This is a genomic window from Methanofastidiosum sp. (assembly GCA_013178285.1).
Classification (GTDB): Archaea; Methanobacteriota_B; Thermococci; order Methanofastidiosales; family Methanofastidiosaceae; genus Methanofastidiosum.
The window spans coordinates 1-18,263 of sequence record JABLXD010000035.1; the positions used below are offsets into that span (position 1 = coordinate 1).

The 18,263-nt window shown below is 31.9% G+C and carries 18 protein-coding genes and 1 tRNA gene; 6 read left to right on the forward strand and 13 right to left on the reverse strand.

Going from position 1 to position 18,263, the window contains the following annotated elements:
- Nucleotides 1-390: 390 nt before the first annotated feature.
- Nucleotides 391-1,134, forward strand: a complete 744-nt coding sequence (locus HPY60_09550) for a ParA family protein (protein NPV51424.1) — start codon at nt 391-393, stop codon at nt 1,132-1,134.
- On the forward strand, nt 1,134-1,475 hold the full coding sequence (locus HPY60_09555; protein ID NPV51425.1) for a hypothetical protein: 342 nt from the start codon (nt 1,134-1,136) through the stop codon (nt 1,473-1,475). Before HPY60_09550 ends, HPY60_09555 begins: the two co-directional genes overlap by 1 nt.
- A 60-nt stretch (nt 1,476-1,535) precedes the next feature.
- On the opposite strand, the gene HPY60_09560 is transcribed toward HPY60_09555, so the two are convergent.
- The 9 genes from HPY60_09560 to HPY60_09600 all read right to left on the reverse strand — a co-directional run bounded on the left by HPY60_09560 (nt 1,536) and on the right by HPY60_09600 (nt 10,026).
- A complete protein-coding gene (locus HPY60_09560; GenBank protein NPV51426.1) occupies nt 1,536-3,152 on the reverse strand; it encodes a methionine synthase in 1,617 nt (538 codons plus the stop codon).
- Nucleotides 3,149-4,291: an NADP transhydrogenase subunit alpha gene (locus HPY60_09565; GenBank protein ID NPV51427.1), complete on the reverse strand. Its 1,143-nt coding sequence runs from the start codon at nt 4,289-4,291 to the stop codon at nt 3,149-3,151. The genes HPY60_09560 and HPY60_09565 overlap by 4 nt, the downstream gene beginning before the upstream one ends.
- An 80-nt stretch (nt 4,292-4,371) precedes the next feature.
- A tRNA-Pro gene (locus tag HPY60_09570) sits at nt 4,372-4,446 on the reverse strand.
- A gap of 39 nt (nt 4,447-4,485) precedes the next feature.
- Complete coding sequence (gene hxlB / locus HPY60_09575) at nt 4,486-5,067, reverse strand: 6-phospho-3-hexuloisomerase (GenBank protein NPV51428.1); 582 nt, start codon at nt 5,065-5,067, stop codon at nt 4,486-4,488.
- Nucleotides 5,064-6,632: a CTP synthase (glutamine hydrolyzing) gene (pyrG, locus tag HPY60_09580; GenBank protein ID NPV51429.1), complete on the reverse strand. Its 1,569-nt coding sequence runs from the start codon at nt 6,630-6,632 to the stop codon at nt 5,064-5,066. The genes hxlB and pyrG overlap by 4 nt, the downstream gene beginning before the upstream one ends.
- A gap of 87 nt (nt 6,633-6,719) precedes the next feature.
- Entirely contained in the window at nt 6,720-7,070 is a 351-nt protein-coding gene (locus HPY60_09585) for a cupin domain-containing protein (GenBank protein ID NPV51430.1), read from the reverse strand.
- A 15-nt stretch (nt 7,071-7,085) separates the two neighbouring features.
- The gene (gene arcC, locus HPY60_09590; protein NPV51431.1) at nt 7,086-8,090 is read right to left on the reverse strand and encodes a carbamate kinase; all 1,005 of its coding nucleotides are present in this window, start codon (nt 8,088-8,090) and stop codon (nt 7,086-7,088) included.
- Between the two features lie 49 nt (nt 8,091-8,139).
- Nucleotides 8,140-9,222: an ornithine carbamoyltransferase gene (locus HPY60_09595; GenBank protein NPV51432.1), complete on the reverse strand. Its 1,083-nt coding sequence runs from the start codon at nt 9,220-9,222 to the stop codon at nt 8,140-8,142.
- A gap of 240 nt (nt 9,223-9,462) precedes the next feature.
- A complete protein-coding gene (locus HPY60_09600; protein NPV51433.1) occupies nt 9,463-10,026 on the reverse strand; it encodes a hypothetical protein in 564 nt (187 codons plus the stop codon).
- Between the two features lie 99 nt (nt 10,027-10,125).
- Between HPY60_09600 and HPY60_09605 the strand changes: the two genes are divergently transcribed.
- Nucleotides 10,126-10,488 carry a DUF1622 domain-containing protein gene (locus HPY60_09605; GenBank protein ID NPV51434.1) on the forward strand — a complete coding sequence of 121 codons (363 nt, stop codon included), beginning with the start codon at nt 10,126-10,128 and terminating at the stop codon, nt 10,486-10,488.
- Between the two features lie 50 nt (nt 10,489-10,538).
- Here HPY60_09605 and HPY60_09610 read toward each other — a convergent pair whose 3' ends face one another.
- Complete coding sequence (locus HPY60_09610; GenBank protein ID NPV51435.1) at nt 10,539-11,057, reverse strand: universal stress protein; 519 nt, start codon at nt 11,055-11,057, stop codon at nt 10,539-10,541.
- Between the two features lie 449 nt (nt 11,058-11,506).
- Here HPY60_09610 and HPY60_09615 point away from each other — a divergent pair, with 449 nt between their 5' ends.
- Nucleotides 11,507-12,301, forward strand: a complete 795-nt coding sequence (locus HPY60_09615) for a site-specific integrase (GenBank protein NPV51436.1) — start codon at nt 11,507-11,509, stop codon at nt 12,299-12,301.
- Between the two features lie 80 nt (nt 12,302-12,381).
- Here the strand turns inward: HPY60_09615 and HPY60_09620 are convergent, their stop codons facing one another.
- Nucleotides 12,382-13,110 (reverse strand): hypothetical protein, encoded by a 729-nt coding sequence (locus HPY60_09620; protein NPV51437.1) that lies wholly within the window; start codon nt 13,108-13,110, stop codon nt 12,382-12,384.
- A gap of 594 nt (nt 13,111-13,704) precedes the next feature.
- Here HPY60_09620 and HPY60_09625 point away from each other — a divergent pair.
- Complete coding sequence (locus tag HPY60_09625) at nt 13,705-13,866, forward strand: hypothetical protein (GenBank protein NPV51438.1); 162 nt, start codon at nt 13,705-13,707, stop codon at nt 13,864-13,866.
- Between the two features lie 7 nt (nt 13,867-13,873).
- Nucleotides 13,874-15,613 carry a hypothetical protein gene (locus tag HPY60_09630; GenBank protein NPV51439.1) on the forward strand — a complete coding sequence of 580 codons (1,740 nt, stop codon included), beginning with the start codon at nt 13,874-13,876 and terminating at the stop codon, nt 15,611-15,613.
- Between the two features lie 183 nt (nt 15,614-15,796).
- On the opposite strand, the gene HPY60_09635 is transcribed toward HPY60_09630, so the two are convergent.
- Nucleotides 15,797-17,155, reverse strand: a complete 1,359-nt coding sequence (locus tag HPY60_09635) for a hypothetical protein (protein ID NPV51440.1) — start codon at nt 17,153-17,155, stop codon at nt 15,797-15,799.
- A gap of 9 nt (nt 17,156-17,164) precedes the next feature.
- Nucleotides 17,165-18,263, reverse strand: a 1,099-nt coding sequence (locus HPY60_09640) for an N-6 DNA methylase (protein ID NPV51441.1), incomplete at its 5' end; no start/stop codon positions are given.

The following is an 18,263-nucleotide window of genomic DNA, read 5'->3' on the forward strand; positions in this document are numbered from 1 at the left end:
AGCCCAAAAAACGCTGAAAAATTCCTTAAAGAAGCAAAAAAACGTATTTCAACTACTTCTTTTTGGAGATTAAGAAGAAATCTTGAGATGAAGGGCATCGTAGTAGACCCCGATGGGAATATTATAGAATGAATTAATAGTTATTAATTATTATTTATTAATTATTATATATTAGATAATAGTTATTATTCTTTCTTTATTAATTAGTTTATATACTTCTCTTAAATTCTACTTTTTTTGCTAATTACCCTACTCAAAACAATGAAAAAATCACTTATTTAAGGCCAAAACATTTATAAATATACTTAATAGTTATTAACTAATACATATCAATTAATAAATAATATGTATTATATGATATATATTAAGTAATATCTAATAGGTGATATCTTGGAAACTATTGCAGTATACAATCAGAAAGGTGGAACTGGAAAAACCACAACAACTATTAATTTAGGACATGCTTTAGCTCTTACTGGTAAAAAAGTACTAATAATTGATATAGATGACCAAGGAAACGATGCAGAATGTCTCGGCGTTAAATTTACAAAAAGTATTTATCATCTACTAAAAGATGAAGCACCTTTCAGTGAATGTATTGTAAGCGCTAGGAAAAATTTGGATTTGTTGCCTTCAGATGAAACTATATCACAAGTGGCGCTTGAAATGGTTGGCTGGAGAAATAGAGAAAATGCATTAATAAAGCGTCTTGATGGAATTAATTACGACTATGTTCTTATCGATTGTCAGACTGGATTAGGAATACTAAATGAAAATGCCTTAAATTTTTGCAAAAAATTACTCGTTCCTGTATCAATGGAATATCTTTCTGTAAAAGGTCTTTTTAAAGTAGACAAGCTCGTCTATGATTTAAGAGAAGACTTCCAAAAAAACTTGAAGATAGATCTTATTGTTCCAACATTTGTTGATGAAAGGGTAAAAAGAACTAAGGAATACATCGATTTTTTTGAAAGTATGGAACACTTTCAAGGTATTATTAGCCCATATATAAGAATAGACACTAAATTATCTGAAAGTTTTGCACACGGTAAAACAATATTTGAATATTCATTGAACTCAAGAGGAGCCTATGATTATATTCAATTATGTAAAAGGGTGTTGGAGGGGATTTAATGGCCTTAACTGATGGTTTAAAAAATGATCTAGAGAAAGAGATCCAGAGGAGAGTAATCCTCACTAAGGAAGAAATTGATCATGAGAAAGAAAAAAAAGAGATAATGACTCAACGCTTTACCCCTAATGAAGTACCAAAATCACAATATAAAAAGAAAAAAATAATTAAGAGTTTTTCTCTTGACGAAGACCTCGTAAATGCGCTTGACACATTAATAAAAGATAAATTGGGGATTCCTAGGTCAATCAAAGTTTCTCTGAATACTGGAGAAAGAAGTTCAACTGTAGAAGAAGCAATAAAAGAATATATAGATAGAAGAGACCCAGCCCTCTTAAAATAAAATATTAATTAATATTTATTATATAATAGTTATTATTTAATAAATATTAGTTAATAACTATTAGATATCTAGTCTATTAATTCTTTCCTTCTCAGATATTATTTCTCCAGAACTTTCATCAATACATCTAACAGATCCATCTATTATAGCTGTTTTAATCTCTCCTTTTGCAGGATTAAATCCTTTCAAATTTTCTGCATCCAAGACTCCCATTTTGACAGCCTTATATAATGCATTGGCATCTGCTAGAGTGTCAATATTATCAGAAAGTGATTTTATTGTCTCTAATATTATTTTTGTGTCCTTGATTATCTCGTCTTTTCTTTTTATTATTTTTTTGTTATCCTCTATACCTGGTAAACCTTTCAGACAATTTTTTATTACGCCTTTAGCAATTTTTGAGCTTTCAATTATGACCTCGGGCGTTGCAACATTATAAGCTTCTGAATAACCAACAACATGAACGATATGTGGATTTAAATACATGCCAATCGTAATTGATGAAGCAAGTTCTCCCTTGGCTATATCTTCATCTACTGAAAGAGAAGCAAGGCCTGTTCTTATCATCCTTAAGATAGTAAATCCATCATTTGATAATTCCAAAATAAGCTCCAACTTAGCCAACATTTTTGCAATATCCATCTCTAGGGATATCTCTGGAGGAACATTCATCATAAATTGTTGAATATAATGCCTAACACCTAATTTTTTTGCATTATATGTTGCAATATAAGCAGAGGCAACTTCAATAGGGTCTGTTGTTTTTCTAAGGGCCCATTGATGGGAATCATTAATTTCTACGGGGACATGATTATCCGCATGCCATTTTATAGTTTTTTGATTTTCACTTATTGCACTAATTAAATCTCTTTTAGACCTTCCATCAAGTTCAGAATACCAAAAAAGAGGTATAGCACCCCACGCATTATTAATTGTTTCTTTTAACATACTTCCCCATTTTATCAAATCATTTGTTCCAGCATAACATCTCAAAAGTGGAAAATTTCCTAGTCTAGATGATTTATATAAAGACACTAGATCCTCTTTTTTTCGAAGAGGAACTCCACCTCCGCCCTCAAATTCCTTACAAGCATTATCCTGGTTAAAAAAACATTCTTGAGCAATCTGATCGGGGCCAATTGATATAATGTCAACAGTTTTACTATTTGCAATATCCTTAACGCCGTCTATTGTTTTTTCAAGTGAAGGCAATCCAAAATGATGTCTTATCAATGGGATTGGATAGGAATTTTCTATTCTTTCGTAAAGATTTTGGGAATATTCTTTAGACTTATACTCTTTCTTTTTTCCAAGTACTTTGTCAAGAATTTCATTTTCAGTTTCTATACCTCTAAAAACTCCTTCAAATAATCCTGAGTCTTCAGCGAGTTCACATACAGCCGGAGTTCCACCAAAAAAAAATCTAGAAACTATATGATTTTCTTCAATTAAATCTTCTAATTTTTTGAATAATATTTTGGCATTCTCAGGTTCAAGTCTGTAGCTTAGGCCCACAATTTCAGGTTTTTTAGTTAGTATAATTTTTATTAAATTTTCTATATCAATACATACTCCAATAAACTCTGTATCTATATTGTTTTTATTCAACAAACTCTCGAAATTCTTGATTCCTTGAACGTGGATGCAATTTCCTATTGTTGCAAGAACTGCCCTCATACTATCTCCCCAGCAATTAACCTCTTTATCGTTTTTAAATCGAAGTTCTTAATTCCCATATGGTCTACAGTTCTTCCTTCAGTCCAAAAATCTCTTTCTTGTTGGCAACATGCTATATTAATAAGAGAATCAATACATTTTGTTTCAACACCGAATTTTTTTCCAATTGATGACATTGGAACAAGACTCATTGGAACGTCTTCTAGAATATATCTGTGATGGATAGTTGAAGGTGCCATTACACCTTTGTAAGCTGGTGTAGTTTGCACTGATTCGTAAAGATCGGCACCAGTAGAGCCATATGAGAAATATAACCAATCCTTCAAAGATGGAACTCTTATCCCAACTGCCTCTGCAATTTTTATCCTTTCCATATCTATATGTTCCAATACTTTGGCAACTCCTGGTGAAATTCCTTCTAAGTAATATTCAAAATTACCATGATTTTCAACCCATCCAGTATTTAGTAGTAGCACACCAGGATGGAACATAACTGCAACATTTCCCAAACTTGTATGGAGAACGTCTGATGTGGGGGTAAACTGTGGAAATGCCATTCTCAATTTTTTAATAAGATCAGGATTCTTATATGATCTAACCGCTGAAACTGGAACTGACCTTTTAATATCAAATATTCTCACTTTGTGGACCCCGAGTTTCCTAGCAACGAATAAGAAAGTCTGAGCTTCAGCAATAATAAGATCCTCTCTTATTTTTCCTGCTTTCCTAAACATGTTGTAAAGTTCTAATGCTCCGCCCGTTCTGCCTGGGTTTAGAACAATAGTTTGACCAGACCTCACATATTTAACAAGTTTTTCACCAATCTCTCTATGGCCATTTGCAGGTATGACGACCATTATTATATCTACACCTTCAATTGCTTTCTGAAAATCTTGGTCTATTTTGTTAAGTTCTCCAAATCCTTCGATTTTCCCTTCAACTTCGATTCCCCCTGAAGCTGCCAATGCTTCCATCTTAACCTTATCTCTAGTCCATATATTAACTGAAAAACCATAATATGCAAGATATCCTGCCATCGCAAGGCCGCCATTTCCGGCACCTATCACACAAAAACTGGGTTTAGTTCCAGTTGCATTTTTTATTTTATCCATTATTTCATCTCTTAACTTATCAGTCATTAAATTACACCTCAAGATTATTTCTAATCAAAAAAATAAGATTCCTTATCGATTATGGAGGTTTATATTTATATATTTAATGGGACCGCCGAGATTTGAACTCAGGTTTCTGGCTCCCGAAGCCAAAAGGATGGGCCAAGCTACCCCACGGTCCCTCTAATTTACTTAAAATCGATATTATTAAAATATTTCGTTTATTCAAGGACGGAATGCATTTTTTTGAGATCTTCTTCTTTTCTATTCATCCTTTCCATTAGTGACCCTATTAATCCTTCAAAGAATAGGAAAGTAGACACTTCAAATAGCGTACCTAGTGGGGCAAATGAAGGGACTTCATTGTGAAATCCTTTTTGGACGAATCTATTAGGATCAGTTCTATGTTTTGTATCTATTATTATTGATTTTGTAGCTTTCTTGGCCAGTCTAGAGTTCTTATTAGATGTGATTCCAACTATATTTCCCTTAATGCTCATGGCTATTTGTGAAGCTAAGCATACACTTCTTGTTTCTCCGGAGTTAGATATTGCAATAAGTAAGTCTCCCTCTTCCATTGAAGGAGTTATAGTTTCTCCTACAACATAAACCCTAAGGCCTATCTGCATAAGCCTCATAGCAAAAGCTTTTCCAACAAGACCACTTCTACCGGCTCCAACAATGAATATTTTATTTGCTTTTAATATTTCAGATATTACTTCTTCTACTGTGTTCTCATCAATCTCTTCCATAACAGAACTTATCTCGGATATAATATTCTTTACAGAAGATTTAACGTTCATTTTCTTTCACCCATTGCTTTTACAAGACCATAAAACGTTGGGGCAACTGATTCGACTCTTGATTTAAATTCGGGATGGAATTGAGTTCCCAAGAAGAAAGGGTGTCCCTTAATTTCAAGAACTTCCATAAGTCCATTTGGGGATTTACCCGTAAATAAAAGCCTCTTATCTTTAAGAAGAGCATCTAGGTAATCTCTGTTTACTTCATATCTATGTCTATGCCTCTCATAAATCTTATCGGCATTATATAATGAATGAATAGATGACCCTTTGTCAAGGAGAATCTCCGAAGCTCCAAGCCTCATAGTTCCACCCTTAGCTGAAATTATTTTCTGTTCTGGAAGTAAGTCAATAACGGGATGTGATGTATCACAAACTTCAGTTGTATTTGCATTTTTAAGATTGCATACATTTCTTGCATATTCTATAACGGCAAGTTGAAAGCCAAGGCATATACCTAAATAAGGAATATTATTCTCTCTTGCGTATTTTATCACGTTTATTTTACCTTCTATACCCCTGGATCCGAATCCTCCAGGTACTAAGACTCCGTCAAATTTATCTAATTCGTCTGATATCTCTTTATTTTCAAAATCCTCTGCCTCAATCCATGAAATTTGTGTTTTAAAACAAGTTTTGAAGGAAGCATGTTTAATCGCCTGAGATATGCTAAGATACGAATCATGAAGGTCAGCATATTTACCTACAATTGCAAGATTAACGTCTTTTTTATAATCTTTACAAAGAATAGATTTCCATAATGTAAGATTTGGTTTTCCATCCATCTTAAATTGATCTAAAATTTTCTGGCCTATTCTTTCTTCATTAAAAATAAGTGGGATGTAATGTATATCCTCAACATCAGGTGCACTAATAACATGGTCAACTCTAACATTTGTAAACAGTGCTATTTTTTCCTTGGATTTCTCATTTAATTTTTCTACGCTTCTACATACAATAATATGTGGGCTTATACCCACTTCTCTTAAGGCTTTAACTGAATGCTGAGTTGGTTTAGTCTTTGGCTCCCCAACAACAGTAAGATTTGGCACAAGAGTAACATGAATAAAAACTACATCCTCTTCAATTGAAAGTTGTCTTAAAGCCTCAAGGAAAGGCATACTCTCAATATCTCCTACTGTTCCCCCAACTTCGATAACAGTCACATCATGACCTTTTGCAACATTTCTTATTTCAGTCTTTATTTCATCAGTAATGTGGGGAATAATCTGTACTGTTTTGCCGAGATAATCTCCCTTTCTTTCTTTTTCAATTACTTTAAGATAGACTTTCCCAGTTGTTATATTATGTGCTTTTGTAAGTTGAATATTTAGAAATCTTTCATAATTTCCGAGGTCTAGGTCTACCTCTCCTCCATCATCTAAAACAAAAACTTCTCCATGCTCAAAAGGAGACATAGTCCCTGCATCAACATTAACATAAGGATCAATTTTTACAACAGTAACTTTATGTCCCATCGATTGAATGATTTTTGCTATGGAGGCGGTAGTCACCCCTTTTCCCAGACCAGAAATAACTCCTCCGGTAACTACCACATATTTCATAAAAATCTGATTAAATTTATTCCTTATATAGGTTTTGTAATTGATAGAAGAAAAAATAATCCAATATTTATAAAATAAAAAATAAAATTATAAAGCTGGTGCATTTATTGCCACAAGAGATAGATCCCCGTCGGTCATATTTTTTAATTTATGTTTTCTCCCCATAGGGAATATTACCATATCTCCGGGCCCTAAATCTGCAAAATTATCTTCACTATCCATCCAGACCCTTACTTTTCCTTCTATGACGTAATATGCTTGATCTGCGCTTGCATGATCATGCCAGTCGGCCCATCCTCCTTTCTTGAAATCAGATCTTAGGATGGACATTGTGCCTGTTGGCTCACCCTTTTTAAAGTACCAGCGTGAGTCACAGTCAAAGTGAAGGTTTGGAGTGAAAGTAGTTGTATCTTTTTCATATTTTACTATCATTCCCATTTTTTACCCTTCTCCTTAAGGAACAATGGTAGTTCCTGTCTTTCCTTTTAAAGCATCTTCTGCTTTGTTAAGAGATGTAATAATGGCTTTCTTTCCCTTTGCTTCTTCAATGAATCTTATACAAGCTAATACCTTTGGGCCCATACTTCCTGCTAGGAAATGGCCTTCTTTTAAGTAATTCTTAGCTTCTGCAACAGTCATCTTATTAACTGCTTTTTGTTCAGGCTTTCCAAAGTTCAAATAAGCAACTTCTACATCTGTTAGGACTAAAAAGATGTCAGCTTTAACAGCTTCAGCAAGCCTTTCTCCGGCCTTATCTTTGTCAATAACACCATCAATTCCCATTAGCATGCCATTTTTATCCTCTACAACGGGTACTCCCCCGCCACCTGATGCAATAACAACAACATTGCTGTCAACAAGTTTTTTGATTGCTTCAGCTTCTGCAGGTCTTACAGGGTCTGGTGACGGAACAACCCTTCTATATGGTTTATCTCCTGTAGGTTTAACTTTCTTGATGACATGGCCCTTCATCTTCTTATCAATATGATCTTGGCCTGGTTTTGGATCAATTACATATCCAGTATCGGCAGCAATTTTTTTTGCTTCGGCTTCTGTGAAGAAATTACCGACAGGTTTTGAAGGATCTTGGAAATCGGGATCATCTTTTGATACTACTACTTGTGTAACAACAGTTGCTACAGGTATGCTCATTTTCTCCTTCTTCATCATGTTTTGAAGAGTTTGTTGTATCATGTATCCTATTTGTCCTTGTGTCATGGCGCCTACTGCATCCATAGGCATTGGAGGGACGATATTGGTAGCAGCATCCTGCTGAACCATTAAGTTCCCTGACTGAGGCCCATTGCCATGTGTAATCACAACTTCATACCCATCTTTTATCAATTTTAAAATAGCTTCACAAGCAATTTCGACGTTTCTGAACTGCTCTTCATGAGTTCCTTTTTCGTCAGCTTGTTTTATAGCGTTTCCACCTAGTGCAACAACAATAGTTTCGATAAAATCACCTTTTCCTATTTAAAATTTAAAAATAAAATAAAATATTAAATTATACTCTTCCGCCCAATACTGCAGCGAGAACACCCTTCTGTACGTGCAACCTGTTCTCTGCTTCATCAATTACGATACTTCTTGGACCGTCGATGACTTCAGGAGTAACTTCCCATCCATCTTTTACATCAGCAGGTAGACAGTGCATGTAGTATGCATTGTTTGTCTTCTTCATTCTATCTGCATTGCATGTCCAAGATTTCTCATCTTCGTACTTCTTAAGTAATGAAAGGATCTTCTCTTCATCTGCCTTCTTCTTTGGATCGGCTAATGTTGGAAGATAGTTTATGCTTGTCCAACCTTTTGGATATACAACATCTGCACCTTCAAATGCTTCATCCATATCATGAACAATTTCAAAAGTTCTTCCACATTCTTCAGCATTTTCTTTGGCATTTTTAAGAATTCTTTCATCAAGCGGGAATTCTTTTGGATATGCTACGGTAACATCCATATCATATCTTGTCATAAGTTCAATGTTAGAGTGTGCAACAGCAAGAGGTTTCCATGGACTTGGGGCAGTTGCCCAGCTCATGACAAACTTCTTACCCTTTAAATTATGAGGGCCAAACTTTTCTCTTAAAGTCATAAGGTCACACAATGCTTGGTGTGGGTGGTACATATCACAATCCATATCTAGAACAGGTATAGAACAATATTTTGCAAAGTTTCTAATCATTTGATTTCCAGCACCATAGACCATATTTACTGGCTTACCAAATACTCTAATTGCTAATCCCTCTCCATATCTGTCAAGAACTTGGGCTGTATCTTTTACTCTTTCTCTTCCTGGTGCTGACTCTAATGAGTCAATTGGAACATAGGAGTTTGAAGAGTCCAAGAACTGTGCATGACCTCCTAATTGGGTCATTCCTACTTCAAATGAGTTCCTTGTTCTAAGAGAGGAGTTGTAGAACATCATAAAGAGAGTTTTTCTATCGAGAATTTGAGGCATGTGGCCACAGGCCCACATCTCTTTTAATCTGTCAGCTATTGCGAGAACTGTATCTAGTCCTTCTTTAGTCCATTCTTGAGTAGATATCATATCTTTTCCAGCTAACTTAGTTGCAGGACATACCATTTAATTTCCTCCATTTTCCTAACATGCATTTTCAAATGAGCATGTTGGACATCTTTATATTGTAATTGTTCTATTTAAGTCTTTCGTTCAATCATGATTATATATTTAAAAAAGCAATTAAAAATCGATATTTTATATTAAAAGCAATTTATTTTTACTAAAATAGATAAATATTGATTTAATATCACCAATTGTTTCATTAAATTAGAAAGTCTAGCTCTAATCACCATTCTATGGATACTAATCTTTCAAGAAGTCTTCTATCTCTTTTGATATCTTTGATTTATCAAAATTTGGCATATCAAATCCTGCGCCAATCTCTCTAAGTTGGGGTAGACCTCTTTGATGAATTTCTTGTTTTAAGACTTCAATGAATATCCCTGATTTATTGGTCTGAGGATAATCTCCCAATTCTATCTCAGGCTTTCCACCCCACCTTGGATCCGAGCCACTTGATCTTACTCCGCATGAGGGGCTACCATCAAGACCTATCAATACAACTTTGCACCCATCTTTAATAAGTGCTTCAACTTGATCTAATACTGGCCGAATAGCCTCTTTACAAACATCTCTAAACTTTGCATTGTCATATTGTTCCCTAACATACCACCATCTTCTAAGTCCGGCATAAACTGTTTCAGGACATGGAAGCTGAAGGATTCCATATTCATATTTATGTAATATTTCTACTAGCTCCCACAGCATGTCTGGGAAAAATGCAAATCCATTTACTTTTGCATTCTGATTTAAAAGACAATTCGCAACAAGAGCAACTTTTTTTCTTCTCTTATCCTGTTCAAGCAAGATATCACCAAATCATATGTATTTTTATCTTTATATCCTATTTGTTTAATCGTAAAAGTAATATATGATACTTTCTATAAAGTAGTGTGAGATGAAATAATGTTTGTTATTGTAGTTGAATATATTGCTTGGGCAATTGGGTTAATTGGTATACTTGTAATTGTTTATGGTAGTTTAGTTTCATCGATTAAATTTCTTAGAATTGAGAAAAAAAGAATGAACGGGTTCATTTCTTTAAAAGATACGGATATACTCAGGTTAACACTTGGAACCTATCTACTACTTGGATTGGAATTTCTTATAGCTGCAGATATAATTAGAACAATTCTCAAGCCAAGTTTAGAAGAAGTTGGAATATTGGGGGCAATAGTTGCCATCAGAACTGTAATTAATTACTTTTTAGACATTGAAATAGAAGAAGTTCAACGCCACCAATCTGAAAATGCAAATATAAAAGTATAATTTTTACATTTATATTTTTTTAAAAAATAATAATAAAAATAAAAATATAATTATCTGACAACAGTTACTCTACAAGGAGCATATTTTACAACTTCACTTGTTACATGCCCCATTAAAAGACTTTTAATTCCAGTTAAACCTGTTGTGCCAATTATGATATGGTCGCATTTTTCGTCTTCTGCAACTTGTAAAATGGTATCTGCAACTCTACCCAGTTTTAGAATAGTTTTGGGCTTGATTCCTATCTTTTCTGCAAATTTGTTCATTTCCTTCAGAATATTATTCCCTCTTCTGCATATTGGATCATCAAGCATGCATTTGAGTTGCTCTTCAAAAAATGGAGAGTACCTCTTAACATCATCAGTTCCCTTTATTTTGTCTTCCCATTCTGGGGTGAATCTATCCATCGCTTCGTATGTAAGTTTTAATTTATCTGCATCGACGACATGTAGCAGCACTACTTTAGCCCCCGTTTTACTAGCAACCCAAGAAGTATATTCTACGGCTTTTTGAGACATTTCTGACCCATCAACTGGGACTAATATTTTATTTATAGGTTCTCCATCCATAATATCACCACTAATTATACCCTCTTTATAGTATATAAGTTTTTCGGTTATCCTAAATTTTTTAGAATCATCTAATAATAATTATTTTATATTATTCAGAATTTTATATTTTCTTAAGTTTCTCGCATAATGTGTAAACTGGTATTTCATTGATTTGTCCCTGAAAAGATAAGAAAATAGATTATAAAATAATTAAAGTTAAACCATCAAAAACACACTATAAATCATATCAAACCAAAAATCCACCTAAACCCAATAGAAAGTGTGCGGGGGAAGGGATTCGAACCCTCGAAGACCTGCGTCACCGGATCTTAAGTCTGTATTTTGCCTAAAACTAAAAAGGAGGCAAAATATGATTTATTTTAAAAATAAACCTTATAATAAAGCTTTTTTTATATATAGTTTAGTCAATCTGGCCCTAATAATAAGATACCTTGGAGGGAATCCCTTTGGAAGAAGATTTCTATAGGTTTCTTAGGGGAAATAAAAAACTTGCAAGCTCAACCTCAATGAATTTAATTACAAGGCTGCCAAAGGGATGGATGGATTGGTCTGAAGATAGACTCCATGAGTTCTATTTTGAAATACTTGATTCTAACAGACATTCCTCTTCAAGCAAACACAGTGCCTATTATGCAATAAAATATCTGTGCGAATTCAAAGGGTATAAATTTGATTATAAACCACCTAGAGTTCACCATAAGAGAAGACAGTCAATAGAGCCTGAAGACGTATGGAAGATTTTGGACAAAATAGACAACGATAGAGATTTGGCCTTAATTTTGACTCACCTGTATACTGGCTTAAGGCCTACAGAAATTTTGGCCCTAAAAAAGGAAGACATTGACCTTGACAAAGGTACAATCATAGTAAAAAATACGAAAACATACCAGGACCGCATAGTTCCAATTCATAAAAAACCTATGATGGCCTTGAGAAAGTATCTTGCCAAAAGAAAAGATGATTGCCCATCACTATTCTATTCTTTCAGAGAAAAAACTCCAATGACTTTGTTCGCATATAGATTTGCATTGAAAAAATATTGTAAAAAGGCTAGAATAAAAAGAGTCACACCTTACCAGCTCAGGCATACCTTTGCCACCCAGTTCATTGAAAACGGTGGAGATGTCCTTATTCTAAAGAGCATAATGGGCCATTCAAACATTAAAACTACTGAAGGCTATGTCCATGAGAATACTAGAATGATTATGAAAGGCTATGAGAAAGCATGTCCTGAATTTTAATTTTTTATATTTAATAAATAGTATATCTACCTTAGAAAATGATGTCCATTAATTGAATAATTAGGGATGTATGGATTCATTTATTTCATATTTTGATATATGTCATACCTATCTTCTCTTTCTTGTTCATGAACTAATCCTAAGAACCCTATAATAAATGATAAGATAGTAATTAATCCAATAAAAAGGCTCATGGCAATATATGCATCAGGATAATAATGAAGGAGAACATTATAATAATCAACTTGATGGATTCCTTCTACCCTCAATCCATGGTGAAATACATCCAGATCGCCTTTATTATAATTAGAAACTTGGAAATGTGGATCAAAAAAAACCATATACCTGTGGTCATTTGAAATAATCCTAAGTCTTATATCCTTAAACCAAACATAATGATAATCGCCTTCTCTGTAGATATATATGTACATGTTTTCATTTGGGTAATCTGATATCTCTTTTTGATTAAATTTTATCTTCAATTCGTTTTCGTTAATGAAATAATCTACATCTTTTTTTAATGTTAAATCATATTTAGAACTGTTAATTTTTATATCTCTAATTTCATTTGTTGTAAAATTACTATCTTTTGATGTTGAATGAACATAGAAAAATACATTCAATTCTTTTTTATATAGATCATTTTCTTGTATTTCAATAAGAACATAAGGATCATTACTTTTTAATGAAATAGTCCCACTAAAGGGATAACTAGTTGAATTTTCTCCAACTATATTACTGTTGAGTTCAGTTTCAATATATTCTACATTCCTATTTGCATTAAGAATTAAGATTGAAGCAATAAGCATAATAAATAATAAAACTATAATCGTATATAATGGCCATTTGCTTTTTTTTAAAACAAACATTACTATTAATAATATATAATACTATTTATAAACATATTCTGTCATAAAAATTGATTTTTTCATATATTTCTTTATCAAACCAGATAATTTCATCGCCTTTTTTTATTTTCAATCTTTGCATCTGTATTTTCTGATCTTAAATTTAGAAGTTTCTAAAAAGTATATAAAAATGGAACTAATTATACAGATATTGAATACCCGATAAGATAGACCTATACCATTATAGGTGCAACTGAAACAATATAGTCTTCTTCCAAATGCCAGATATTTCTTTTAAAACTAACCATTAATTAAAATCCAATCCATAAAGCATATGTCTGCATATCTTCTCCTTCAATATTTAGATTTATAATTATTATTAAATATTTAAATTCAATAAAAGACAAAGATTAAGTATAATATAGTAATATTTATATATTAAATATTACTTTCCTTGTATAATAAAAACTAAAAGGTTTATGTTTAGAAACCTTTATAAAGATATAAATCGCAATTTATGCAAGAACATATAAATCTATACTAGGGGATATAAAGATGGCACGTGTTAGTTGTGGAGAATTTGTTATAGAAACTAGAGACAAGTTTGATTCAAATTTATTCGAAAGAGCATTAAAAAATATAAAGGAATTTGAGGAAAACTTAGAGAAAATTGAAGAAATGCCTCTAACTATTTGGAAACAAAAATTTAACATCTGATTATCCCATGTCAGAACAAATTATTGAAGAACCCTTCTCTATTATCGAAGATTTTAGTGCTATTGATTTTCATGGCTTATTTTTAAATAAAGATTCCATTGAGAAAAATACTCGAAAGAGTATTCAAATATGGTATCTAAAACGTTATCTTTCGTATTTAGGGTGTAAAAGTATTTTAGTAGAAAATAGTTATATTGATAGAGACTATTTAATGGATTATCAAGATTTTTATGTCCGATGTTCTAAAAATTATAATAGAAAATGTAAGAGGGCTCATTTTTTTTCATGTAAACTAGACAAAGATACAATCTCTAAGATAATTGAAACTCCGTCTAAACAAGAGGGAAAAATAGATGAAATAAAAAATAGTTATTTAGGTTTTACTGTAATAAAGCCTTTACCTGACAAAGTAATTGGTAAGACTTGCATAAAACACTACCCCGAAAAAGAAAACAGACATTTTTATTCTGTAAAAAAATATTATTCTAATCTTTTTGGTATTAATTTTCATATTGAAACTCTTGCATTTCAACAACAAGACACTATTATGGCAGCATGTGCGACTGTTTCTTTGTGGTGTGCATTCCATCAGACCTCAGAAATCTTTGGACATTATATTCCTTCACCCGGTCAGATAACAAAATCTGCTACTTTGAATATAATAGATAGAAATAGAGTCATCCCCTCACAAGGATTAGCTCCTGAACAAATATGCGACGCTATTAGACATGTTGGCTTAACTTATGAAACATTTAGTGTTGAAGATAAAAAAAGTTTTTTGGGCATAATTCATTCTTACTTAAAAATGCATTTACCAATAATAATGGGATTTTTAAGGCCAGATAATAAATATCATGCCGTAACCATAACTGGATATAAATTAGAGGATCCAACTCCAAAAGATAATGGAGAAGTTGAAAAAGAAATAGATTTTGAGATTGTGTCTGATAATATTTCTGAGTTATATATTCATGACGATCAAATAGGGCCTTTTAGTCGAGTATTCATAAAAGAGAAATCCGAAGAAAATGTACCAAAAGTTTTTATTAAATATCAAAGCTACAAAGGAGATGATGGGGACAACGAAGACGGAGAGGACGAAGATATCAAGGAAATTAAAAAACTTATGAAAAATGTTAAACTTATCCCGCTTTATTCTTTTTCAGATAAATATGTATCCTCTAAGCCCGGGATAAGGCTAGAATTGGAGTACCCAGACACGGACGATGAAGATATTAATTCAAGAAACTCAGAAAATAAAGAAGTTATCCCCCATGTATTAATTATTCCTTTATATGAAAAAATTAGAATTAATTATACTAACATCTATAAAGAAGCTAATAGAATTAATGCATTTATTAAAAGTATAATTAAAACAAAGATTATTTGGGACATATTTTTGTATACTTCGAATAAATTTAAGGAAGAAATACTTAAGGATGATAAACTTCCTATAGCCATTAGAACAAAAATATTAACTGATTGCATGCCCAAATATATTTGGAGATGTCAAGTTAAAATGCAAAATACCAAAAAGGAAAATGAGGTATTCCTTGAACTTATATTTGATTCTACTGATATTAGTGGAAATACCTCTTTTCTTTATTTCCTATCGGGCGATGAACAAAAGAAGTTTTTAAAAACAGAATATGAAAAAATAAAAAAGGAGACAGATAGGTCAAAAATAACTATGAGTCTAGTCGATAAAGAATTTATTAAATTCTTTGAAGATTTTTTGAATAGATAACCTCTACAATTATTATAATTTCAATAAATTATTTCTAATTAAATATTGCGCATAAGGCTAATTATGCGAATAAATTATACATTTGTGTTTTATTTTAAACATTTAATAATTAAGATAGGGCAATATAAGATCATTAAATATAATACTTAAAAAATATCTTGTTCAGGGACCAATATAGATTTTTTATATCTCAAAATAATTGTCAATTAATTCTCTTACTTCATTTAACAATATTTTCTTCTCTTCTTTCAATTTGAAAGCTTGTTTTACTAATTTTGTAATTTCCTCAATAGAATCTTTATCTAAAATGGGAATTTCAAAATCTAAAATATAATTGGAAATTGTCGGTATTGTTGATTGGATTACTGTATATCTTTCTGCTTGGTATATCGCGATTTCTTTTAGCGTTAAAATTAAAAATAAAAATTCTTGTGTGAAATTATATTTTTCAATAGCCTCTTTTTTTAATCTCAATCTTTTTACATGGCTTTGCAAAATTATTTTATCTTGTGAAGTAAGCATTGCTGCAAGTCCAATTTTACCATCATTAGTAAATAAGATATCGCCAGCTTTAATATCTTGTTTTAGCTCTTGGTATATCTCATCAGGGATGTAATAGTCTGGAAATTGGTCAACTTCATAGTTAACAAGATCTGATGTTCTAATGAATGGAATATCACTATTTTTTTTATCCAAATATTTGTTATAATTAATACTTCCCACTTCATCGCCCTTTTTTACTATGGCTATTTCTCTAATTGGGATGGTAGGGAATTTGTTTTGGATAATTTTTAGTATATTTATATAAAATGGGTAAGAATATGCAGGAGTCCAAAGGTCAACTTTCGAAAAACTTGATAGGTTTACAGAATAATATTTTTCTATTGCAATTTTAGAAAAATCAATATCAAGTTTTTTATATAAAAGTGACTGTGCTTGTTTTATGATTATATTTGCCTGATTTTGCAAAACTATTGATTTCTTAACCTTTCCTGAAACTTTTTCAATAAGTATTTCGTCATATAAAATTTTTAACTTTTTTAAAGTTGGATGATTTATACCTGGAGAAACGGCTCCGGATAGATTATTTAAAACCTGTTCATAAAATACTTTAGAATTTAAAAAAGCTATTAAGTAATAAGGATCCGATTCTTCTTTGATCCTTAGTAAAATAGCTTCTGTTCCAATTAGATCATCAATATCTTCTTCAGTAACTATTAAGGATATACCTGGTGTACCTTTCCTTGAAAAAAGGATATCATTTTGTTTTAACCTGATTTTTTGTGGTATTCCACTTATTTCGACTTTTTTTATATCAGAATAAGATAAAAAAAATCTTTTCATATCAGAAATTCTAATATAATTTTTTCCCTTTTCCGTATAATCTCTTACATCAATACCGTTAATTGGACCTTTTTCCAGAAACTCCCTAAGTAAAATTGAATTAGGCGAATTTTCCAGTTTTTTTAAAATATATGAATATTTAGGAGTCCATTTTTCTTTTTCTATTTCTAATTTATTGATAGTTACTAATTTTAACATTTTTATAACCTAAAAACTAAAATTATTTATTTTTGACCATTTTTTAAACTCATCCGCAATATGCGAAATATCATCTTCTTCTTTATGTTTGCCCCTTCTATCATGCCCACAGGTATCTGCAATAGCCATAAAAATTGGGTAATCTTCAGGAATTTCATTTTTTAGCATTTTTTGTAGTACTAAAATTGTAGTTTTAGTTGGCGTATTTGGCATAAAAGTTTCAACTGGAACATCTATTATTGCGACTATTCTTGTTTTTTCAAGAAGCCAAGCCCGAATGTAAGCCAATTGAGAGTTACCGTATATTCCATCGGGTAATACTATTGCCATTCTCCCGCCATTTTTTAATAGTTGTAAACTTCTTTCAATAAATATTATTTGAGGGGCTTCGCTATCTTTTATTTTTCCCATTTCCCATGTTGATATTTTTTTATTGAATTTCCATTCATGCCCAAGTTCGAATTGTTTTAATTTATCATCACCACGAACAGGAATTTTTGAACCGAAAGGGGGATTAGTTAAAAGAACACTAAAATCGTTTAAGTGTATTTTAGTTCTAGTAGTTGAATCCCAATTTTGAGGGATTTCCAAACTATCCTCACAAAAAATACCGCTTTTACCATCCCCAATTATCGCCATATACGCTTTAGCAACTTTTGATAAGAAATAATCTTTATCAATGCCTCTTATTTTGTTCAAAGCAACTTCCATTTTTTCCTCTTGAAGATTACTTTTGTTCCAATGATATTTTTCCCCTTCAGAATCTAGTTTTCTCCAAACGTGTCTCAAAGCCTCAATCAAAAAACCTCCACTACCACAAGCTGGATCTATAACTAAATCTTCGTCATTTGGATCTAAAATATCAACCATCATTTTTATAACATTTCTGGGGGTAAAAAATTGTCCTTGCCCACCTTTCAAAGCATGTCCTATAAAAGTTTCAAATGCATCAGCTATAATATCTCTTTCTGCTTCAATAAGGCAATAATTTTGCAATTCACCCACTACATAAGCCACAGAATTCGCATCCAGAGTAATGTTATCATTTTCATCTAAAACTTCTTTGTATTTTCTTTTTACTTTTTCAAAAAGATCTAAAATTCTATCT